This window comes from Streptomyces hypolithicus, assembly GCF_052934925.1.
In genome coordinates this window covers 567762-587834 of record NZ_CM128811.1, presented here as the reverse complement: position 1 = coordinate 587834, position 20073 = coordinate 567762, and the positions used below count along the sequence as shown (strand labels likewise).

At 71.5% G+C, this 20073-nt stretch carries 19 protein-coding genes and 3 pseudogenes; 9 read left to right on the top strand and 13 right to left on the bottom strand.

Annotation, left to right across the window (positions count from 1 at the left end):
* Positions 1-2: 2 nt before the first annotated feature.
* From cysD to ACU6WZ_RS02850, 9 genes are all read right to left on the bottom strand, one after another.
* Positions 3-941 (bottom strand): sulfate adenylyltransferase subunit CysD, encoded by a 939-nt coding sequence (cysD, locus tag ACU6WZ_RS02890; protein WP_447031547.1) that lies wholly within the window; start codon positions 939-941, stop codon positions 3-5.
* Positions 938-1501, bottom strand: a complete 564-nt coding sequence (gene cysC, locus ACU6WZ_RS02885; protein ID WP_447031546.1) for an adenylyl-sulfate kinase — start codon at positions 1499-1501, stop codon at positions 938-940. Before cysC ends, cysD begins: the two co-directional genes overlap by 4 nt.
* The gene (locus ACU6WZ_RS02880) at positions 1501-2220 is read right to left on the bottom strand and encodes a phosphoadenylyl-sulfate reductase (RefSeq protein ID WP_447031545.1); all 720 of its coding nucleotides are present in this window, start codon (positions 2218-2220) and stop codon (positions 1501-1503) included. The genes cysC and ACU6WZ_RS02880 overlap by 1 nt, the downstream gene beginning before the upstream one ends.
* The gene (locus ACU6WZ_RS02875; RefSeq protein WP_447031544.1) at positions 2217-2396 is read right to left on the bottom strand and encodes a hypothetical protein; all 180 of its coding nucleotides are present in this window, start codon (positions 2394-2396) and stop codon (positions 2217-2219) included. The genes ACU6WZ_RS02880 and ACU6WZ_RS02875 overlap by 4 nt, the downstream gene beginning before the upstream one ends.
* Positions 2393-4090 (bottom strand): nitrite/sulfite reductase, encoded by a 1698-nt coding sequence (locus tag ACU6WZ_RS02870; RefSeq protein ID WP_447031543.1) that lies wholly within the window; start codon positions 4088-4090, stop codon positions 2393-2395. The genes ACU6WZ_RS02875 and ACU6WZ_RS02870 overlap by 4 nt, the downstream gene beginning before the upstream one ends.
* Before the next feature lie 199 nt (positions 4091-4289).
* Entirely contained in the window at positions 4290-4373 is an 84-nt protein-coding gene (locus ACU6WZ_RS02865) for a putative leader peptide (RefSeq protein WP_447033823.1), read from the bottom strand.
* Between the two features lie 167 nt (positions 4374-4540).
* The gene (locus ACU6WZ_RS02860) at positions 4541-5110 is read right to left on the bottom strand and encodes a GNAT family N-acetyltransferase (RefSeq protein WP_447031541.1); all 570 of its coding nucleotides are present in this window, start codon (positions 5108-5110) and stop codon (positions 4541-4543) included.
* 62 nt (positions 5111-5172) lie between these two features.
* Positions 5173-6435: a GAF domain-containing protein gene (locus ACU6WZ_RS02855; protein WP_447031540.1), complete on the bottom strand. Its 1263-nt coding sequence runs from the start codon at positions 6433-6435 to the stop codon at positions 5173-5175.
* Positions 6436-6722: 287 nt separating this feature from the next.
* Complete coding sequence (locus ACU6WZ_RS02850; RefSeq protein ID WP_447031539.1) at positions 6723-8357, bottom strand: acyl-CoA dehydrogenase family protein; 1635 nt, start codon at positions 8355-8357, stop codon at positions 6723-6725.
* 17 nt (positions 8358-8374) lie between these two features.
* Between ACU6WZ_RS02850 and ACU6WZ_RS02845 the strand changes: the two genes are divergently transcribed.
* Positions 8375-9535: a YihY/virulence factor BrkB family protein gene (locus tag ACU6WZ_RS02845; protein ID WP_447031538.1), complete on the top strand. Its 1161-nt coding sequence runs from the start codon at positions 8375-8377 to the stop codon at positions 9533-9535.
* A gap of 67 nt (positions 9536-9602) precedes the next feature.
* The gene (locus ACU6WZ_RS02840) at positions 9603-10385 is read left to right on the top strand and encodes a helix-turn-helix domain-containing protein (RefSeq protein WP_447033821.1); all 783 of its coding nucleotides are present in this window, start codon (positions 9603-9605) and stop codon (positions 10383-10385) included.
* Here ACU6WZ_RS02840 and ACU6WZ_RS02835 read toward each other — a convergent pair.
* Positions 10301-10770, bottom strand: a pseudogene (locus tag ACU6WZ_RS02835) (VOC family protein); the annotation flags it as partial. The gene ACU6WZ_RS02840 and the pseudogene ACU6WZ_RS02835 sit on opposite strands and share 85 nt — an antisense overlap.
* A 75-nt stretch (positions 10771-10845) precedes the next feature.
* Here ACU6WZ_RS02835 and ACU6WZ_RS02830 point away from each other — a divergent pair.
* The 3 genes and pseudogenes from ACU6WZ_RS02830 to ACU6WZ_RS02820 all read left to right on the top strand — a co-directional run bounded on the left by ACU6WZ_RS02830 (position 10846) and on the right by ACU6WZ_RS02820 (position 13744).
* A complete protein-coding gene (locus ACU6WZ_RS02830; RefSeq protein WP_447031537.1) occupies positions 10846-11565 on the top strand; it encodes a response regulator transcription factor in 720 nt (239 codons plus the stop codon).
* Positions 11558-12670, top strand: coding sequence for a sensor histidine kinase (locus tag ACU6WZ_RS02825; protein ID WP_447031536.1), 1113 nt, complete (start codon positions 11558-11560; stop codon positions 12668-12670). Before ACU6WZ_RS02830 ends, ACU6WZ_RS02825 begins: the two co-directional genes overlap by 8 nt.
* Positions 12671-12764: 94 nt before the next feature.
* Positions 12765-13744 (top strand): annotated as a pseudogene (locus tag ACU6WZ_RS02820) (slipin family protein).
* A 61-nt stretch (positions 13745-13805) separates the two neighbouring features.
* On the opposite strand, the gene ACU6WZ_RS02815 reads toward ACU6WZ_RS02820, so the two are convergent.
* The 3 genes from ACU6WZ_RS02815 to tdh form a co-directional block, all read right to left on the bottom strand.
* Positions 13806-14720 carry a LysR family transcriptional regulator gene (locus ACU6WZ_RS02815; RefSeq protein ID WP_447031535.1) on the bottom strand — a complete coding sequence of 305 codons (915 nt, stop codon included), beginning with the start codon at positions 14718-14720 and terminating at the stop codon, positions 13806-13808.
* Entirely contained in the window at positions 14717-15898 is a 1182-nt protein-coding gene (locus ACU6WZ_RS02810; protein ID WP_447031534.1) for a glycine C-acetyltransferase, read from the bottom strand. The genes ACU6WZ_RS02815 and ACU6WZ_RS02810 overlap by 4 nt, the downstream gene beginning before the upstream one ends.
* Positions 15899-16080: 182 nt before the next feature.
* On the bottom strand, positions 16081-17109 hold the full coding sequence (gene tdh / locus ACU6WZ_RS02805) for an L-threonine 3-dehydrogenase (RefSeq protein ID WP_447031533.1): 1029 nt from the start codon (positions 17107-17109) through the stop codon (positions 16081-16083).
* Between the two features lie 300 nt (positions 17110-17409).
* Here tdh and ACU6WZ_RS02800 point away from each other — a divergent pair, with 300 nt between their 5' ends.
* The 4 genes and pseudogenes from ACU6WZ_RS02800 to ACU6WZ_RS02785 all read left to right on the top strand — a co-directional run.
* A complete protein-coding gene (locus ACU6WZ_RS02800) occupies positions 17410-18486 on the top strand; it encodes an enoyl-CoA hydratase/isomerase family protein (RefSeq protein WP_447031532.1) in 1077 nt (358 codons plus the stop codon).
* A 19-nt stretch (positions 18487-18505) separates the two neighbouring features.
* Positions 18506-19135 (top strand): alpha-ketoglutarate-dependent dioxygenase AlkB, encoded by a 630-nt coding sequence (locus tag ACU6WZ_RS02795; protein WP_447031531.1) that lies wholly within the window; start codon positions 18506-18508, stop codon positions 19133-19135.
* Positions 19136-19200: 65 nt separating this feature from the next.
* On the top strand, positions 19201-19386 hold the full coding sequence (locus tag ACU6WZ_RS02790) for a DUF6480 family protein (protein WP_447031529.1): 186 nt from the start codon (positions 19201-19203) through the stop codon (positions 19384-19386).
* 381 nt (positions 19387-19767) lie between these two features.
* Positions 19768-20020, top strand: a pseudogene (locus ACU6WZ_RS02785) (transposase); the annotation flags it as partial.
* Positions 20021-20073 lie beyond the last annotated feature (53 nt).

The following is a 20073-nucleotide window of genomic DNA, read 5'->3' as shown; positions in this document are numbered from 1 at the left end:
GGTTAGAAGTACCCCTCGCGCTTGCGGTCTTCCATCGCGGCCTCGGACATCTTGTCGTCGGCGCGGGTCGCGCCCCGCTCGGTGAGCCGGGAGGCGGCGATCTCGGCGATCACGGCGTCGAGCGTCGTGGCGTCGGAGTCGACGGCGCCCGTGCAGGACATGTCGCCGACCGTGCGGTAGCGGATCAGCCGTGTCTCGACCTGCTCGTGCTCCTTGGGGCCGCCCCACTCGCCGGCGGTCAGCCACATGCCGGAGCGCTGGAAGACCTCGCGCTCGTGGGCGTAGTAGATGGCCGGGAGTTCGATCTTCTCGCGGGCGATGTACTGCCACACGTCGAGCTCGGTCCAGTTGGACAGCGGGAAGACGCGGACGTGCTCGCCGGGCGCGTGGCGGCCGTTGTAGAGCTGCCACAGCTCGGGGCGCTGGCGGCGCGGGTCCCACGCGGAGAACTCGTCGCGCAGCGAGAACACCCGCTCCTTCGCGCGCGCCTTCTCCTCGTCGCGCCGCCCGCCGCCGAACACCGCGTCGAAGCGGTGCTGCTGGATCGCCTCGGTCAGCGGCACGGTCTGCAGCGGGTTGCGGGTGCCGTCGGGCCGCTCACGCAGCTTCCCGGCGTCGATGTACTCCTGCACGGAGGCCACGTGCAGCCGCAGCCCGTGCTCGGCGACCGTGCGGTCGCGGTACTCCAGCACCTCCGGGAAGTTGTGCCCGGTGTCGACGTGCAGGAGGGTGAAGGGGACCTGAGCCGGCGCGAACGCCTTCAGCGCCAGGTGCAGCATGACGATCGAGTCCTTGCCACCGGAGAAGAGAATCACCGGCCGCTCGAACTCACCCGCCACCTCGCGGAAGATGTGGACGGCCTCGGACTCCAGGGCGTCCAGGTGGCTGAGCGCGTACGGGCTGTCCGTACCTTCGCTGACAGTTGCGGCGGTCGTCGTCATGCCAGACCCCTTTCGGTGAGCAGCGCGTGCACCGCGGCTGCGGACTCCTGCACGGTCTGCTGGTGCGACTCGATGCGCAGGTCGGGCGACTCGGGCGCCTCGTAGGGGTCGTCGACCCCGGTGAGGCCGGAGATCTCGCCCGCCGCCTGCTTGGCGTACAGACCCTTCACATCGCGTACGGAGCACACGTCCACCGGCGTGGCGACATGCACCTCCAGGTACGCGGTGCCCTCGCTGTGATGGCGCCCCCGGACGGCCTCGCGGCTGTCGGCGTACGGCGCGATGACCGGTGCCAGGGCCAGCACGCCGTTACGGGCCAGCAGTTCGGCGACGTAACCGATGCGCTGGACGTTGGTGTGCCGGTCCTCGCGGCTGAAGCCGAGGCCCGCGGACAGGAACTCGCGGATCTCGTCGCCGTCCAGCACCTGAACGCTGCGGCCCTCGGCGCGCAGGCGCCCGGCCAGCTCGTAGGCGATGGTGGTCTTGCCGGCGCTCGGCAGGCCCGTGAGCCAGATGGTGGCCCCAGTCACGTCTTTCTCCCGCTCCTGATCGTTCGTCATCAGCCGTGCAGCCCGCATTCGGTCTTGTTCCGCCCCGCCCAGCGGCCGGCCCGGGCGTCCTCGCCCGCCTCGACCCTGCGGGTGCAGGGGGCGCAGCCCACCGAGGCGTAGCCGTCCATCAGCAGCGGGTTGGTGAGGACGCCGTGCTCGGCGACGTACGCGTCCACGTCGTCCTGCGTCCAGCGGGCGATCGGCGAGATCTTGACCTTCTGACGCTTCTCGTCCCAGCCGACGACCGGGGTGTTCGCCCGGGTCGGGGATTCGTCGCGGCGCAGGCCCGTCGCCCAGGCGCGGTAGCCCTTCAGCCCGTCTTCGAGGGGCTTGACCTTGCGCAGGGCGCAGCACAGGTCGGGGTCGCGGTCGTGCAGTTGCGGCCCGTACTGCGCGTCCTGTTCCTCGACCGACTGCCAGGGCAGCAGGGTGATGACGTTGACGTCCATGACCGCCTCGACGGCGTCCCGCGTCCCGATGGTCTCCGGGAAGTGGTAACCGGTGTCGAGGAAGATCACGTCCATGGGGGACCCGCCGGGCTTGGCGCGGGAGGCGAGGTGGGCGACGACGGCGTCCTCCATGGACGACGTCACGCAGAAGCGGTCGCTGAAGGTGTCGGCGGCCCACCTGAGGATGTCGAGGGCGGACGCCTCTTCGAGGTCCCGCCCGGCCTGTTCCGCCAGCGACTTGAGATCGCGCGACGTGAGATCGTCCTGAGCCGTCGTCATGTCTGGTCCCCTCCACCGTCGTTGCGCTGAACTCCACGGGCGAGGAGCCCGAGGAACTTCAACTGGAAAGCGCGATTGCACGCCGCGCATTCCCAGGCGCCGTGACCTGTCTCGTTGGGACGCAGGTCCTCGTCGCCGCAGTACGGGCAGTAGAACGGCGCGGCACGCTCGCTCATGACAGGTCCCCCTCGCTCGCCCGCGCCGCCCAGGTCGCGAAGCGTTCGCCGGTCGCACGCTGCTCCTGGAAGCGCAGCAGCACGCGCTCGACGTAGTCGGGCAGCTCGTCCGAGGTGACCTTCAGCCCGCGGACCTTGCGGCCGAATCCGGCCTCGAGTCCGAGCGCGCCGCCCAGGTGCACCTGGAAGCCCTCGACCTGGTTGCCGTTGTCGTCGAGTACGAGCTGGCCCTTGAGGCCGATGTCGGCGACCTGGATACGGGCGCAGGCGTTGGGGCAGCCGTTGATGTTGATGGTGATCGGCTGGTCGAACTCCGGGATGCGGCGCTCCAGTTCGTCGATCAGCGAAGCGCCCCGCGCCTTCGTCTCGACGATCGCGAGCTTGCAGAACTCGATGCCGGTGCAGGCCATCGTGCCGCGCCGGAACGGCGAAGGCGTGACCCGCAGGTCCAGCGCCTCCAGCCCGGCCACCAGCGACTCGACCTGCGCCTCTTCGATATCGAGCACGATCATCTTCTGTTCGGCGGTGGTACGCAGCCGGCCGGAGCCGTGCGCACCGGCCAGGTCGGCGATCTTCGTCAGCGTGGCACCGTCCACGCGGCCGACGCGCGGGGCGAAACCGACGTAGAAGCGGCCGTCCTTCTGCCGGTGCACGCCGAGGTGGTCGCGCCAGGTCCCGGTGGGCTGCTCGGGCGCGGGGCCGTCGATCAGCTCGTACTTGAGGTACTCGTCCTGCAGGATCTGGCGGAACTTCTCGGGGCCCCAGTCGGCGACGAGGAACTTCAGGCGAGCGCGGGTGCGCAGGCGGCGGTAGCCGTAGTCGCGGAAGATGCCGATGACGCCGCCGTACACGTCGGGCACCTCGTCGAGCGGCACCCAGGCGCCGAGCCGCACCCCGAGCTTGGGGTTGGTGGAGAGGCCGCCGCCGACCCACAGGTCGAACCCGGGGCCGTGCTCGGGGTGGTTCACGCCGACGAAGGCGATGTCATTGATCTCGTGCGCCACATCGAGCTGCGGCGATCCGGACACGGCCGACTTGAACTTGCGCGGCAGGTTGGAGAAGTCCGGGTTGCCGATGAAGCGCCGCTGGATCTCGTCGATGGCGGGGGAGCCGTCGATGATCTCGTTCTCCGCGATGCCCGCCACGGGGGAGCCGAGGATCACGCGTGGCGTGTCGCCGCAGGCTTCGGTGGTGGACAGCCCGACCTCTTCGAGGCGCCGCCAGATCTCCGGCACGTCCTCGATCCGGATCCAGTGGTACTGGACGTTCTGCCGGTCGGTGAGGTCGGCGGTGCCGCGCGCGAACTCCTGCGAGATCTCGCCGATGACGCGCAGCTGCTCGGTGGTCAGCCGCCCGCCGTCGATTCGTACGCGCAGCATGAAGTACTCGTCGTCCAGCTCCTCCGGCTCCAGGATCGCGGTCTTGCCGCCGTCGATCCCGGGCTTGCGCTGGGTGTAGAGACCCCACCAGCGCATCCGCCCGCGCAGGTCGTTGGGGTCGATGGAGTCGAAGCCCCGCTTGGAGTAGACCGTCTCAATGCGTGTCCGCACATTGAGACCGTCGTCGTCCTTCTTGAACTGCTCATTGCCGTTGAGGGGGGTGAAATGGCCTACGGCCCACTGGCCTTCGCCACGATGGCGTCCCGCCTTGCGGCGAGGCGTGACGGCAGCGGGGTTTTCGGGCGTGGCGGCCATGTGGTGTTCGTCCTTCTCTGGCGGCTCAAGGCTCAAGGGGTGTTGGATCGCACCGGCCGTCCCTTTGACCTGCGAAAAAGGCGGTCGGACACGGCGGAGCCGAGAACCCCGCCGGGTGGGCGGAGTGCGCCTGCGTGTCAGGGCGGCCGGCTCGTCCGCGACGGCGGGGACGGCTGTGAGGTACGGCGGTGCTGTGCTGTCAGCCCGCCATACAGATGGCGCTGGACATGCGGCCGAGGTCGACGTGCCGCCGACTCACCAAGGCAACTCCAGCTGAAGACATGACGGAAGCGTGTCACGCGGATCTCGGGGCAGTCCACCACTATCCAGTATGTGGACAACACTGTCCCGCATCGCGAGACAGTGTGTCGCTGGTCACTCGACTTCCGGGCATACCAGGGGCGTCGGGAGGGTTCAGGGGTTCAGGCCAGAGCACCCGGCCACGGCTGCTCAGGCCTGAGCACCCGGCCACGGCCCGGGTGCCGTCACCTCGGCCTCCTCCGCCGTCGTGGTCGCGAACAGCCTGAAACCCCGGCGCCGGTAGTTGTCCATGGCGTGCGGCCCGTCCTTGCTGCACGTGTGCACCCACACCCGCTTCGTCTGCGGCCGCTCCGGCCACCGCTCGGCGAGGTCCCACGCACGCGCCACTCCGTACGACAGCAGATGGCCGCCGATCCTTCGCCCCCGGAACGCCGGCAGCAGGCCGAAGTACATGATCTCGACGACGCCGTCGTCCTGCGGATCCAGCTCCACGTACCCGGCCGGTGTGCCCTTCTCGTACGCCACCCAGGTCTCCACGCCGGGCCGGTCCAGGGCCTCACTCCACTGCGCGTACGTCAGCCCGAGCCGGTCGGTCCACCTGATGTCACCGCCCACCGCCGTATAGAGGAAGCGGCTGAACTCGGGGGAGGGGACCGCGGCCCGGATGATCCTGACGTCCCCGGCGGGCTCGGCGGCCGCCCGCAGATCGTCGGGCGAGGTCTGTTCCAGGGACCAGGTGGTCACGGTGATGGTGCGCATGGAGCCCAGCGAACCATGCCGCAGGCGTCGGCCCAAGTGGGGGCCGCACTTCTACCCGCCTGCTACCCGCGGCGGGCCGCCGTGATCGCCGGAGCCGTGGAATGCGTCAGCAGGTCCACCATGTGGGACGGCGGGACCACTTCCACCGCCACCTCGTCAACGAAGCGGTACGGGCGGTGCGCGAGCACCTGCGCCAGGTGGCGCCGCAGTCGAGACATCTCCGCCCGGACGGTCACCGTCCTGGTCCGGTCCCCGAACAGGTCGTCCGCCAGCTCGGCAGCGCTGCGCCCCTCCCTGCGCGTACTCAGGACGTACAGCAGCTCCGCGTGACGCGGACTGAGCTCGTGCGTCCACTGCCCGGCCGCCCCCGACACGGTCACCGAGGACCGACGCCGGCTGCTCAGGTCGAGTACGACACGGCTCACCGCCCCCTGCGCCACACCGTCGGGCGCCGCCGCCCCCGCCGCGTCGTCCTGCACCCGCACCAGCCAGCCGCCCGGCAGCGGCTCCACCGCGCACATCCCCAGCGAGGGCAGCCACCTGCGGCCCGCCCGGAAGGACTTCGGCAGCGGCAGCCGTCCGACCGGGGGCATCCCGGTCACCGCCGCGAGCCAGCCGTCCGCGTCCACCGCCAGTGCCCGGCCGCCGACCCGGCACAGGATCGGTGCCGCCACCGACCTCAGCCGTTCCACGGACAGCAGGTGCCGCTCCCGCAGCTGCGCCTCCGCCAGCCGGGCCACGGACTCGACGAGCGCGAGCGTGGCCGGATGGAAGGTGGTCTCCGCCCCGCTCACATCGATGACGCCGAGCAGCCGCCCGTCCCTGGGGTCGTGCACCGGCGCGGCGGCGCACGTCCAGTGGTGGAGCGTACGGACGAAATGCTCGGCGGAGTGCACCTGAACGGGCTTGCGCAGTGCGAGCGCCGTGCCGATGCCGTTCGTTCCCGCCCTGTCCTCGCTCCAGGACGCGCCCTCCTCCAGGCAGATCCCACCGGCCTTGCGCATCACCGCACGGTCGCCGTCCCGCCACAGGACCCGGCCCTCCTCGTCGGTCACCACCATGATCTGCTGCGACGCCTGGACGACCGAGACCAGTCCCTGGCTCACCGAGGGCAGCAGATCGCCGAGGGCGGTGGCCCGGCGCCGGTGCTCCAGCTCCTCGGCGGGCAGCAGCTCGCTGCTGGTGCTGTGGTCCGGGTCGATCCCGATGCGCATCACCCGCTGCCAGGACGCGTCGATGACCGGACGCGGCGCCGCGCCGCCGCGCGCGGCGGTCCGGGCGGACGGCGCGGGAAAGCCGGGCGGTCGAGGAGGTGCGGTCTTCACTGGGCTACCCCGTCACTCATGTGCGGATCATCACCTGCTGTGAGGTGGTCACTGCTCATCGTGCCCCGGCGCGGGCGCGCACGCCCCGGAGTCCGCACAAACAATGCAACGGTCTGCAACTCTCGTGCGCCGGGACCCGCTTGTACGAAGGTGGATACGTTCAGCCGGGGTGGTGCCGTGTCGGCGCAGCGCCACCCCGGCGGCTCCCGCTCCCGGCGGGCCGTTCCCCCGGCGGTCCGTCGGGTCCCACTCCGTCCGGCCGCGGTGTCAGCTCGCCGCCCGCCCCGTCAGCCCACTGCCCGCGCCCGCTCCACCACCGACGCCAGGTCGAGAGTGTGTGGCAGCGTGCCGAAGGCCGCGCCCCAGTCCCCGCCGAGACGCGAAGCGCAGAACGCGTCCGCGACCTGCGGCGGCGCCCACCGCACGAGCAGCGAACCCTGCAGGACGAGCGCCATCCGCTCCACCACGCGGCGGGCCCGCCCCTCCATCCCCTCCAGGTCCGCGAGATCGGTCAGCAGGTCCTTGACCGCCCCGTCCAGGCGGTGATCGGCCCCGCGCGCCTGCCCGATCTCGGTGAGGAAGGCATTGAGGGCCTGCGGTTCGCGCCCCAGCGCACGCAGCACGTCCAGGGCCTGTACGTTCCCCGATCCCTCCCAGATCGAGTTGAGCGGCGCCTCGCGCAGCAGCCGGGGCATGCCCGACTCCTCGACGTACCCATTGCCGCCCAGGCACTCCAGTGCCTCCGCCGCGACCGGTGTCGCCCGCTTCGTGACCCAGTACTTCGCGACCGGCACCGCGAGCCGCAGGAAGGCGCGGTCCTGCTCCGAGTCGCCGTCGTACGCCGCGGCGAGCCGCATCGCCAGCGTCGTCGCCGCCTCCGACTCCAGCGCCAGATCGGCCAGCACATTGCGCATCAGGGGCTTGTCGATCAGCGTGCCGCCGAACGCGCTGCGGTACGCCGCGTGGTGCGTGGCCTGGGCCACGGCCTGGCGCATCAGCGCGGCCGACCCGATCACGCAGTCGAGCCGGGTCGCGGCCACCATCTCGATGATGGTCCGCACGCCGCGCCCCTCCTCACCGACCAGCCGCGCCCACGTCCCGTCGAACTCGACCTCGCTCGAAGCGTTCGACCTGTTGCCCAGCTTGTCCTTCAGGCGCTGGATCCTGAACACGTTGCGCGTCCCGTCCGCCAGCACGCGCGGCACCAGGAAGCAGCTGAGGCCGCCGGGCGCCTGCGCCAGTACGAGAAAGCCGTCGCACATCGGCGCCGAGCAGAACCACTTGTGCCCCGTCAGCAGGTACTCGCCGGCTCCGGAGAGGGGCACCGCGTTCGTCGTGTTGGCCTTGACGTCGCTGCCGCCCTGCTTCTCCGTCATGCCCATACCGAAGAGCACCCCGGCCTTGCGCTCCGCCGGAAGCAGGCCCTCGTCGTACACGTGCGAGGTGAGCCGCGGCTCCCACTCCGCGGCCAGCGCCGGATCTGTGCGCAGCGCGGGCACCGCCGCGTGCGTCATGGACACCGGGCAGCCGTGACCCGCCTCCGCCTGCGTCCAGACCAGGAATCCGGCCGCGCGTCGCACGTGCCCGCCGGGCCGGCCCCAGGCGTCGGTGAGCCCCGCGGCGACGGCCTTGCCGAGCAGCCGGTGCCAGGCCGGGTGGAACTCGACCTCGTCGACGCGATGGCCGTAGCGGTCGTGCGTGATGAGTTTCGGCGGATTCTCGTTGGCCTGGATCCCCCACCCCTGGGCCTGGGCGGATCCGGCGCTCCGGCCCAGCCCGGAGAGTTCCTCCTGTACCTCCTCGGCGAGTTCGGGAGCGATGTGCCGGTCCACCCCTTCGGCGAGGACCCGGTCGGCGGTGAACACGTCGTAGTCGACCAAGGGCGGAGCCTGGTTGGTCACTGTGTGAGTGGTGGCTGCCATGCCGCTACGGTAAGGAGGTGCAGGCAGCAAATGAAACACCCTACCGGCCCTCCGGCCGGCTTCACCGGGCCAGGGTCCTCTATCGCAACGTCTCCAAGCGCAAGTTGGCCTGGTTGCTGCTGAAGGACACCGTCAACTCGTGCATCGAGTACCGGATCCTCGGACTCGCGGCAGAAGCGGCGTTCTTCACCCTGCTGTCGCTGCCGCCCCTGCTGCTCGGCATGATCGGCCTGCTGGGGTACGTGGACGCCTGGACCGACACGGACACGGTCGCCTCCATAGAGCGCAACATCCTCACCGCCGCGCAGACGGTCCTCTCCGACCGGGGCGTCAACGACTTCGCGAAACCCCTCATCAGCGACGTCACCCAGGGCGCCAGGCCCGACATCATCTCCATCGGCTTCGCCATCGCCCTCTGGTCGGGCTCACGCGCGGTCAACGTCTTCATCGACACCATCACCGTGATGTACGGCCTCGACGGCCATCGCGGCATCGTCAAGACGCGGCTGCTGGCCTTCCTGCTGTACGTCGTCGCCCTGGTGATCGGCGCGGTGGTGCTGCCGCTGATGGTGGTCGGGCCCGACCGGGTGGCCGATCTGTTGCCGTTCGGCACGGAGGTCGTCAGCGTCCTGTACTGGCCCGTGGTCATCGTGCTGTCGGTCGTCTTCCTCACGACGCTCTACCACGTGTCGGTGCCGGTGCGGTCGCCGTGGGTCGAGGACATTCCGGGCGCGCTGATGGCACTCGCGATGTGCGTGCTGGGGAGCTTCCTGCTGCGCATCTACCTCACCAGCACGGTCGAGGGACCCACGATCTACGGCTCGCTGGCGGCCCCCATCGCCGTCCTGCTGTGGATCGGCATCTGCGCCTTCGCGGTCCTGGTGGGCGCGGCGGTCAACGCGGCCATCGACCGCGTCTGGCCGTCGGTCGCCACGGCGGCGGCGCGCGAGGCGAACGACCTGGTGCGGACGGCGCAGGCGGCGGCGGTCATCGCACGGGCGGAGGCGGCGCGGGCGGCGCTGGTGGACGCGGAGGACGCCGACGAGTCCGATCCGGACATGCCGTCGGAGTTTCCGGAGCGGTGGTCGCGGTTCCTGCCGCCGGACGACGTGAAGTCGCGGCTGCACGGAGGGCGCGACAAGGAGACGAAGGATCCGGCGCGGGGCCCCGTGGAGTAGGGCGGCCGTATCGAGTCCGTCGAGGCGCCCCTCCCGTGATTTCGGGGCGTGGCGCCGGTTTCGTACCCTGGGCAGCGTGTACACCGAGCGCGCATCTCGGCTCGACGGCGCTGTCGTCTGGACGCACGTCGCGCCCGCCGCCCATACCGCCGCCCCCACGGCCGTCCTCCCCGACGGCTGCATGGACCTCTTGTGGGCCGCCGGCAGCCTCTACGTGGCCGGCCCCGACACCCGCCCCCACCCGCCCGGTGAGGTTCACGCGGATCCCGGTGCCCGGTTCGCCGGGGTGCGGTTGGCGCCCGGAGCGGGACCCGCCCTGTTCGGCGTGCCCGCGTACGAGCTGCGTGACCTGCGCGTCCAGCTGTCCGAGCTGTGGCCCGCGACCCGCGTGCGGCGGCTGACCGGCCTGGTCGGCGGGGCGCCCGACCCCGCCGCGGCCCTGGAGGACGTGGCGCTGCGGCGCGCCGCCGAGACCCGGCCGCCGGATCCGGTCCTGCGGGCCGTCGCCGCGCAGCTCGACGCCGGCCGCACCGTCGCCGCCACTGCCGACGCCGTCGGCCTCGGCGCCCGCCAGCTGCACCGCCGCTCCCTGGCCGCGTTCGGGTACGGCCCGAAGACGCTGGCCAGGATCCTGCGGCTGCAGCGTGCGCTGGCTCTCGTACGGCAGGGGCTGCCGTACGCGGAGGCCGCCCTCGCCGCCGGCTGCGCCGACCAGGCGCACCTCACCCGCGAGCTTCGCGACCTGGCCGGGACCACGCCGGGCGTCTACGCCGAGTCGGTCGCGGCGCCGGTCGTGGCGTCCGCGAACAGGGAGACGCCGCAGCCGTCCGGATCCATTACGACGGCGTAACGCTGTCCCCAGAAGGCGTCCCAGGGCTTCAGGTGCCCACGGTGTCCGGCGGCGAGCAGGGTGTCGTACACCGTGTCGACCTCGGCCGGGCTGTCGCACAGGAATGCGAGCCCGAGCCGCTCGCGGCCGGCCTCGGGCCTGGTCCAGCCCGGGTCGAACGAGCGCATGGTCTCCTCCGTGTCCCACAGGACCCGCAGACCACTGGGCAGGGTCGCCTCGGCATGCGGGGCGGTGTCGGCGTCGGCCGGGATGTCCAGACCGAGGAGGCGGTAGAAGGCGAGCGAGGCCGTCATGTCAGCGGTCACGATTCCGATGGCGTCAAGGCGTGGTTTCGTCATGGGTAGAACGTAGGCCGCCGGCCGGCTCCGCTCTTGAACGAATCGGACTTCGGCGCGACGTCACCGGTTCGTAAGGGCCCGTGCCCGCCGTCGCCCGTCGTACGTCGACGAGACTGGACCCCATGCAGAACATCCTGGTCGTCGACGACGATCCGACCGTCGCCGAGGTGGTCACCGGCTATCTCGAACGCGCCGGCTTCGCCGTGACCCGGGCCGCCGACGGCCCGGCGGCCCTGCGGCAGGCCAGGGACCGGCGCCCCGACCTGGTGGTGCTCGACCTGATGCTGCCCGGCATGGACGGCCTGGAGGTGTGCCGCGAGCTGCGCGCGGACGGGCCCGTTCCGGTCATCATGCTGACGGCGCGCGGCGACGAGGACGACCGGATCCTCGGTCTTGAGGTGGGCGCCGACGACTACGTCACGAAGCCGTTCAGCCCGCGCGAGCTGGTGTTGCGCGTCGAGTCCGTACTGCGCCGCGCGGCCTCCCGCCACGGCGGTCCGCAACTGCGCGCCGGCGGAATCGTCCTCGATCCGGCAGGCCGCCGGGCCACCCGCGACGGCCGGGAACTCGCCCTCACCCTGCGGGAGTTCGACCTCCTCGCCCACCTCGTCCGGCACCGGGGCGAGGCCATCGGCCGGGAGCGGCTGATGCACGACGTGTGGGGCTGGGAGTTCGGGGACCTGTCCACGGTCACTGTGCATGTGCGGCGGCTGCGCGGCAAGATCGAGGACGACCCGGCCAGGCCCCGCCTGATCCAGACGGTCTGGGGCCTCGGCTACCGCTTCGATGACCCTCCCGGTGACGGGCTCGCAGGCGAGGGGCAGGCCGCACCCCATGCGTGATCTCCTCCTGATGGCCCTCATCGCCTTCCTCGGCGCGGCCGGCGCCGGACTGCTCGGCGCACTCGCCCTGCGCCTGCTGCGCCACCGCTCGGTCGCCGTGTCGCTGATGGTGGTCGCCGCCGTCACGGTGACCGCGATGCTGGCCGGCACGGTCGCCGTCGCCCAGGCGATGTTCCTGAACCGGCACGACCTGGCGGTGGTGACGACGGTGGTCGCGATGGCCGCCGTGGTCTCGCTCGCCACCGCCCTGCTCATGGGGCGCTGGGTCGTCGCCCGCAGCAACGCGCTGAAGCAGGCGGCCCGTACCTTCGGCGACGGCGGCTCCTTCGCCGCGCCCACCGGCTCCGCCACCGCCGAACTCGACGCGCTGGGCCGCGAGCTGGCGGCGACCAGCGCCAAACTGGCCGCCTCACGGGAGCGAGAGCGCTCGCTGGAGACCTCGCGGCGCGAACTCGTCGCCTGGATCTCGCACGACCTGCGCACCCCGCTCGCCGGGCTGCGCGCCATGTCCGAGGCGCTGGAGGACGGCGTCGTCGCCGACGAGGCCCGCTACCACCGGCAGATGAGGACCGAGGTCGACCGCCTCAACGCCATGGTCGGTGACCTCTTCGAACTCTCCCGTATCCACGCGGGCGCGCTCGCCCTGACTCCGGTACGCATCTCCGCGCACGACCTGATCGGCGAGGCACTGGCGGGCGCCGACCCGCTCGCCCGGGCGCAGGGCGTACGGCTGATCGGCGACACGCAGGCCGGGCTGCCGCTCGAAGTGGACGCCGGTGAGATGACCCGGGTCCTCGCGAACCTGCTGGTCAACGCCATCCGCCGGACCCCCGCCGACGGGACGGTCGCCATCGGCGCGCAGCTGCGGGCGGACTCCGTCGTACTGTCCGTCACGGACGGCTGCGGCGGCATCCCGGCCGAGGACCTCCCGCGCGTCTTCGACACCGGCTGGCGCGGCACCGAGGCCCGTACGCCGCCGGGTGGCGCGGGGCTCGGGCTCGCCATCGTGCGCGGCATCGTGGAGGCCCACGCGGGCCGGGCCGACGTACGCAACGTGCAGGGCGGCTGCTGCTTCGAGGTCACGCTTCCGGCGGCGGGCCGCTGAGGACCGGGCCCGCGACCGGGCCCTCGACCGGGGTGTGAGGCCGGGCGTATCGTGATAATACGATGCGGCGCGGACCGGACCCATGGGGGTCGTGATGCTCGACGAGCTTGTGGCAGTGGGAGCGGCGACCGGTGTGGCCGCTGTGGTCTATGTGGGGGCTGCGGCCGTGTGGTGCGGCAGTACGAACGGGGGGTCGTCTTCCGGCTGGGACGGCTGCGGGAGGAGATCCGCGGCCCGGGCTTCACCATGATCGTTCCGGGGGTCGACCGGCTGCGGAAAGTGAACATGCAGATCGTGACGATGCCGGTGCCCGCGCAGGACGGCATCACCCGGGACAATGTCACGGTCCGGGTCGACGCGGTCATCTACTTCAAGGTGATGGACGCGGCCGAGGCGGTGGTCAAGGTCGAGGACTACCGGTTCGCGGTCTCGCAGATGGCGCAGACATCCCTGCGGTCGATCATCGGGAAGAGCGATCTGGACGACCTGCTGTCCAACCGGGAGAAGCTCAACCAGGGGCTGGAGCTGATGCTCGACAGTCCGGCGGTCGGGTGGGGGGTGCAGATCGACCGGGTGGAGATCAAGGACGTGTCCCTGCCGGAGACGATGAAGCGGTCCATGGCGCGTCAGGCGGAGGCGGACCGGGAGCGGCGGGCGCGGGTCATCAACGCGGACGCCGAGCTGCAGGCGTCGAAGAAGCTGGCGGAGGCGGCGGGGGTGATGTCGGAACAGCCGGCGGCGTTGCAGCTGAGGCTGCTGCAGACGGTGGTGGCGGTCGCGGCCGAGAAGAACTCGACGCTGGTACTGCCGTTTCCGGTGGAGCTGCTGCGGTTCTTGGAGCGGGCGGCTCCGGTGCCGGGGGCTGTGGCGGGGGATAAGTCGGCCGCCCCGCCGGCCCCGGCGCCCTCGTCGCCGACTTCGGGGGAGACACGGGAGTCCCTGCTCGCGTCGGCGGAGGAGGTGCTGCGCCGGTTGACTTCCGCGTCGGACGAAGCGCCGCGAAGCCTGTCGCCCGGCGCGGCGCCCGGCGCGGACGAGGCGCAGCCGCCGCGGCGGCCGTCAGCGCCGGCCTGAACCTCCGCAGGACGCCCTGCGGGCGTGACCAACGCCGGACGGGCTGGTTGTGCCGCCGGGGTCAGCCCGTGGTGAGGCCTGTCGCCGATTCCGCGAGCGCGTCCAGGACCGGGCGGATCAGGGGATGCTGCTCCGCGCCCCGGCGTACCGCCGCGAACACCCGCCGAGTGGCGGCGGGGCCCGCCACGGGGCGTACCACCGTGTCCTTGAGCTCCATACCGCGCAGCGCGGACCGCGGCACCAGCGCCACGCCCGCCCCCGCACCCGCCAGCGCCACCACGGCCCGGAAGTCGTCGGACGAGTGCACGAGGCGGGGCTGGAAGCCGGCGAGTTCGCAGGCCAGCAGCATCACGTCGTGGCACGGATTGCCGGGGTACGGGCCGATCCAGTCGTCGCCGGCCAACTCGGCGAGCGCGACGTGCGTGCCCTGCCCGAGCGGGTGCGAGGCGGGCAGTACGGCGTCGAACGGCTCCGCGTACAGCGGCACGCGCGCCAGCCGCCGGTCGTCCTCGTGCGGCGCCCCCCGGTACTCCACGGCCAGCGCGAGATCCACTTCACCGTCCAGCACCAGCGTCAGGCTCTCGTCGCCCTCGGCGTCGCTGACCCGGACCCGGATGTCCGGGTGGCGGTCGGCGAGGCGGGCGATGGCCGGGGCCAGTACCTCCGCGATGCCCGTCGCGAAGCCCACCACCCGCACCTCACCCGCCGCCCCGCCCGCGTACTCGGCGAGGTCCGTCTCGGCCCGCTCCAGCTGCGCCAGTACGGCGTTGGCGTGGGTCAGCAGAATGTCGCCGGCGGCGGTCAGCCGTACGCCGCGGCCGCTGCGTGTCAGCAGCGTGTGCCCCGTCTCCTGCTCCAGCGCGGCCAGCTGCTGGGACACCGCTGACGGCGTCAGATACAGCGCGGCCGCCGCGGCGGTCACCGTCCGGTGGTCCGCCACGGCCCGCAGGATGCGCAGTCGTCTGGGGTCGATCACCCAGCCATTGTCGCCCGTGCGTCGACGAAGGCCGCCACCGCCCGCTCCACGTCCGCCGTGGAGTGCGCGGCCGAGAGCTGGACCCGGATACGGGCCGCGCCCATCGGCACGACGGGGTACGAGAAGCCGATCACGTAGACGCCGCGCTCCAGCAGCAGCTCCGCCATCCGGCCCGCCTCCGCCGCGTCGCCGATCATGACGGGCGCGATGGCGTGGTCGCCGGGGAGGATCTCGAAGCCGGCCTCGGTCATCTTCGCACGGAAGAGCGAGGTGTTGGCGGCGAGGCGCTCGCGCAGCCCACCGGCCGATTCGAGCAGGTCGAGGACCTTGATCGAGGCGGCGGCGATCACGGGGGCGAGGGAGTTGGAGAAGAGGTACGGGCGCGAACGCTGGCGCAACAGCTCCACGATCTCGGCGCGGGCCGCGACGTAACCGCCGGACGCACCGCCGAGCGCCTTGCCGAGGGTGCCGGTGATGATGTCGACGCGGTCCATCACGCCGTGCAGCTCGGGGGTGCCGCGGCCGCCGGGGCCCACGAAGCCGACGGCGTGCGAGTCGTCGACCATGACCATGGCGTCGTAGCGGTCGGCCAGGTCGCAGATCTCGGCCAGCGGGGCGACGTAACCGTCCATCGAGAAGACGCCGTCGGTGACGATCAGGCGGCGGCGGGCGTCCTGCGTGTCCTTGAGCTGTTGCTCCAGGTCGGCGAGGTCGCGGTTGGCGTAGCGGTGGCGGCGGGCCTTGGACAGGCGGATGCCGTCGATGATCGACGCGTGGTTGAGGGCGTCGGAGATGACGGCGTCCTCCGCGCCGAGGAGGGTCTCGAAGACTCCGCCGTTGGCGTCGAAGCAGGAGGAGTAAAGGATCGTGTCCTCCTGGCCGAGGAAGGCGGAGAGGCGCTGCTCCAGCTCCTTGTGGATCTCCTGCGTGCCGCAGATGAAGCGCACGGAGGCCATGCCGTAGCCCCAGCGGTCGAGGGCGTCCTTGGCGGCGGCGACGACCTCGGGGTGGTCGGCGAGGCCGAGGTAGTTGTTGGCACAGAAGTTGAGTACGCCGGCGGACGCGACGGCCACGGAGGCGTTCTGGGGGGTGGTGATGACGCGCTCGGGCTTGTAGAGACCGGCGTCGCGGATCTCGTCGAGGGTGCGGGCGAGGTCGTCGCGGACGGATGCGTACATGGGGCGGCTCTCCTTGAGATGCGGTGCGGTGTGGCGCGGTGCGGGCGGTGCGGCGCGGTGTGTTTGCCGTGTGGTGCGGAAAGCCCCGCCCGGCGAAATCCGGCCCGTCCGGGTCCGTGGGCCTGCCTGCCCCGGTTCGGGAAGGGGCGGGTCGGGGATCGGGGAAAGGCCCCCGCAAAGGATCAGGTGGTCCAGTCGAGGATGATCTTGCCGCTGCGCGCCGTCGCCGCCTCGTCGAACGCCGCGTCGAAGTCCCGGTAGCCGTAGCTGCCGGTGATCACGGGGCTGAGGTCCAGGCCCGCCTCCAGCAGCACCGTCATGGCGTACCACGTCTCGTACATCTCACGACCGTAGATCCCCTTCACGGTGATCATCGACGTGACGATCTTCGACCAGTCGACGGCGAACTCCTCCGCCGGCAGCCCCAGCATCGCGATGCGCCCGCCGTGCGTCATGTTCGCGACCATGTCGCGCATCGCCTCCGGCCGGCCGGACATCTCCAGGCCGATGTCGAAGCCCTCCTTGAGGCCCAACTGGCGCTGTGCGTCCGCGATGTCCGACTGGGCGACGTTGAGGGCCAGCGTCGCACCCGCCTTACGGGCGATCGCCAGGCGGGAGTCGCTGACGTCGGTGATCACGACGTTGCGCGCGCCCGCATGCTTGGCCACCGCCGCCGCCATGATGCCGATCGGGCCCGCGCCGGTGATCAGTACGTCCTCGCCGACCAGCGGGAAGGACAGCGCGGTGTGCACGGCGTTGCCGAACGGGTCGAAGATCGCGGCCACGTCGAGGTCCACCTCGGCCCGGTGCACCCACACGTTGGAGGCGGGCAGTGCGACGTACTCGGCGAAGGCGCCGTCACGTCCGACGCCGAGCCCGATGGTGGAGCGGCACAGGTGCCGGCGGCCCGCGAGGCAGTTGCGGCACTTCCCGCACACCAGATGGCCCTCGCCGCTGACCAGGTCGCCGACCGCGATGTCCGCGACGTCGGATCCGACGGCGGCGACCTCGCCCACGAACTCGTGGCCGAGGATCAGCGGGGTGGAGACGGCCTGCTGGGCCCAGCCGTCCCAGGACCTGATGTGCAGGTCGGTGCCGCAGATACCGGTACGCAGCACCCTGATCAGCACGTCACCGGGGCCCGTCTCCGGCTCCGGCACATCCATCAGCCACAGCCCGGGCTCTGCGTGCTGCTTTACAAGTGCCTTCATAACTGCGGCTCCAGGGGTGGGCTGGGAGAGGCGGCGTGGGGAGGTGACCGGGTGTGATCGTGGACGTGATCGTGGACGCGTACCAATCTGGCGGTCCCGGCGCTCGTCGTCCATCGAGGTTTTCTTAACCGGGCCAACAGCGCAGCTGAACGCGCCCCCCTGCCGCGCACTGCCGCGCCCTTCACCGGTCGGGCCGGGTCAGGGCTCCGCGAGGCCGAGGTATAGAAAAGATCCTCCGCAGTCCCGGGCCCCGCCGCCACCCCGCCGCCGGGCCGGGCCCCTTCCGGAAGGACGACGCCGATGACCGACGACTCCGTACTCCTGCACACCGAGGGGCACGCCGCGTACATCACGCTGAACCGCCCCAGGGCCATCAACGCCCTGAACCACGGCATGGTGAACCGGATGGCCGACGCCCTCGCGGCCTGGGAGCGTGACCCGGCCGTCGCCACCGTGGTGATCACGGGGGCGGGGGAGCGCGGGCTGTGCGCAGGTGGTGACATTCGGTCGATCTACGACGACGTACGGACCGGCGGTGGCGAGGCCTCCGCGGCCTTCTGGCGCGACGAGTACCGGCTCAACGCGCGCATCGCCCGCTTCACCAAGCCGTACGTCGCCGCCATGGACGGCATCGTGATGGGTGGCGGCGTCGGCGTCTCCGCGCACGGCAGCGTCCGCGTCGTCACCGAGCGTTCCCGGGTGGCCATGCCCGAGACCGGCATCGGCCTCGTGCCCGATGTCGGTGGCACCTACCTGCTGTCCCGTGCCCCCGGCGAACTCGGCACCCACCTGGCCCTCACGGGTGCGGCCGTCGGCGCGGGCGACGCGCTGCTGTGCGGGCTCGCCGACCACTTCGTACCGTCCGAAAGGCTCCCGGACCTCACCGGCGACCTCGCGAAGGAGCCGGCGTACGACGTGCTGTCCGCGTACGTGCGCTGCGCCCCGCCCGCTCCGGCGCCCGAACTGGCGGCCCACCGGGGGTGGATCGACCACTGCTACTCGGCCGACACCGTCGAGGAGATCGTGGAGCGCCTCGCAGGCAGCGCCGAGCCGGCCGCCGGGGAAGCGGCCCGCACGATCCTCACCAAGTCGCCGCTGGCACTGAAGGCCACCCTGGCGTCGATCCGCGGGGCCAGGGGACTCGATTCGCTGGAGCGGGTCCTGGAGCAGGAGTACCGGGTCTCCTGCGCGGCCCTGACCTCGCCCGACCTGGTCGAGGGCATCCGCGCCCAGGTGATCGACAAGGACCGCACCCCGCGGTGGTCGCCGGCCACGCTGGCCGAGGTCACGGACGAGCAGGTGGCGCGCTTCTTCGCACCGACGGCCCCGGGGGAAGAATCGTTCGTTCTCCACCACGGTATTCGCACAGATGTTTGATTCGAGTTATGCTGGGTTCATGGCGGTACACCTCCAGAGTTCGCTCTTCGACCAGGGGGACGACATCCGACCGCGCCCGCTGGACGGGCTGCGCCGCACGGATCTGGGCCAGGGCGCCTGGATCGACGTGCTCCCGGAGTGGCTCGCCGGCGCGGACGCCCTCTTCGGCGTACTGGCGCGCGAGGTGGCGTGGCGCGCCGAGCAGCGCGTGATGTACGAGCGTGTGGTCGAGGTCCCGCGGCTGCTGTGCTTCCTCGGCGTACGCGACCCGCTGCCGCACCCCGCCCTCGACGCGGCCCGCACCGCGCTGAGCGGCCATTACGCCGCCGAACTCGGCGAACCGTTCACGACGGCCGGGCTCTGCTACTACCGGGACGGGCGCGACAGCGTGGCCTGGCACGGAGACACGATCGGCCGGGGAGCCCGCGAGGACACCATGGTCGCCATCGTGTCCCTCGGGGCGCCAAGGCACCTGGTGCTCAGGCCGCGCGGAGGAGGCGCGGCCACCGTGCACAAGCCGCTCGGGCACGGCGACCTCATCGTCATGGGCGGCAGTTGCCAGCGGACCTGGGAGCACGCCGTCCCCAAGTCGGCGCGCGCGGTCGGACCGCGTATCAGCGTCCAGTTCCGGCCGTCCGGCGTGCGCTGAGATCGACCGGACACCTCCCAGCGGCCCGGGGTGCGCCGCCGGTGGTCGGCGCGCAGAGTGGAGGCATGTCTGACTCCAAAGTTCCGCCCGGCGAGACCCCGCCCGTTGAGGGCTCGACCGCCGAAGCCCACGAGGAGCGCTCCGACGGCGGTCTCTGGGAGCACCCCAAGGTGTGGATCGTGCTGATCGTGCTGGGTGCCATGATGATCGCCGCGTTCTTCATCGCCCGGTTGGCCGAGCTCGGGATGTGACTCCCCTGCGACCACACCGGCCAGTGAACGGAGGTCCGGCTTGGGGACGTCCGGCACGGTCGGTGTGCCGGAAGGCCGCTTCGCGGCGGGCTTCACCGCGGAGGCCTTCCGGGAGCCATCGGTCTGTCCGGCCCCGTCCCCCACGGGCGCCGCTCTGAGTGGGCGTTTACCCAAACTTGCTCCGCAATGCGGCTTTCACGCCTGCCCCGCTATGAGGGTATTCACCCGGTAGGCGATGAATGCCTTCCTCTGCACTCGAAGCTCGACCGTCCGTCTCGTCCGCTTCCATACTCGAAGATCCGTCTGGTTTGAAGATGCCATGGAATCGCCGCATGGACAGCGGAATCAGATAGTCCGGCCCGGTCATGCTCACGCTGAGCCGTGAGCCAGCGCAAGCCGTACCCCAGCGACCTGTCCGACGCCCGATGGGCCTTGATCGAGCCGACGTTGACGGCCTGGCGGAAAGCCCGACTCGACCGCAGGCCGACCGGGCAGCCGGCCAAAGTCGAATTGCGCGACGTGTTCAATGCGATCCTCTACGTCAACCGCACCGGGATCCCCTGGAAATACCTCCCGCACGACTTCCCGAACCACGGCACCGTCTACGCCCACTATGCCGCCTGGCGCGACGACCGGGACATCGCTGACCCGACGCGCGACCGGACGCGCGTGTCGGCCGTGACGGCC

Coding starts and splice junctions, on each gene's coding strand:
- tdh (WP_447031533.1), bottom strand. CDS start 17,109: ATGAAGGCACTTGTAAAGCAGCACGCAGAGCCCGGGCTGTGGCTGATG.
- ACU6WZ_RS02880 (WP_447031545.1), bottom strand. CDS start 2,220: ATGACGACGGCTCAGGACGATCTCACGTCGCGCGATCTCAAGTCGCTG.
- cysC (WP_447031546.1), bottom strand. CDS start 1,501: ATGACGAACGATCAGGAGCGGGAGAAAGACGTGACTGGGGCCACCATC.
- ACU6WZ_RS02790 (WP_447031529.1), top strand. CDS start 19,201: ATGTCTGACTCCAAAGTTCCGCCCGGCGAGACCCCGCCCGTTGAGGGC.
- ACU6WZ_RS02865 (WP_447033823.1), bottom strand. CDS start 4,373: ATGTCTTCAGCTGGAGTTGCCTTGGTGAGTCGGCGGCACGTCGACCTC.
- ACU6WZ_RS02825 (WP_447031536.1), top strand. CDS start 11,558: ATGCGTGATCTCCTCCTGATGGCCCTCATCGCCTTCCTCGGCGCGGCC.
- ACU6WZ_RS02795 (WP_447031531.1), top strand. CDS start 18,506: ATGGCGGTACACCTCCAGAGTTCGCTCTTCGACCAGGGGGACGACATC.
- ACU6WZ_RS02810 (WP_447031534.1), bottom strand. CDS start 15,898: ATGTACGCATCCGTCCGCGACGACCTCGCCCGCACCCTCGACGAGATC.
- ACU6WZ_RS02800 (WP_447031532.1), top strand. CDS start 17,410: ATGACCGACGACTCCGTACTCCTGCACACCGAGGGGCACGCCGCGTAC.
- ACU6WZ_RS02850 (WP_447031539.1), bottom strand. CDS start 8,357: ATGGCAGCCACCACTCACACAGTGACCAACCAGGCTCCGCCCTTGGTC.
- ACU6WZ_RS02875 (WP_447031544.1), bottom strand. CDS start 2,396: ATGAGCGAGCGTGCCGCGCCGTTCTACTGCCCGTACTGCGGCGACGAG.
- cysD (WP_447031547.1), bottom strand. CDS start 941: ATGACGACGACCGCCGCAACTGTCAGCGAAGGTACGGACAGCCCGTAC.
- ACU6WZ_RS02870 (WP_447031543.1), bottom strand. CDS start 4,090: ATGGCCGCCACGCCCGAAAACCCCGCTGCCGTCACGCCTCGCCGCAAG.
- ACU6WZ_RS02860 (WP_447031541.1), bottom strand. CDS start 5,110: ATGCGCACCATCACCGTGACCACCTGGTCCCTGGAACAGACCTCGCCC.
- ACU6WZ_RS02830 (WP_447031537.1), top strand. CDS start 10,846: ATGCAGAACATCCTGGTCGTCGACGACGATCCGACCGTCGCCGAGGTG.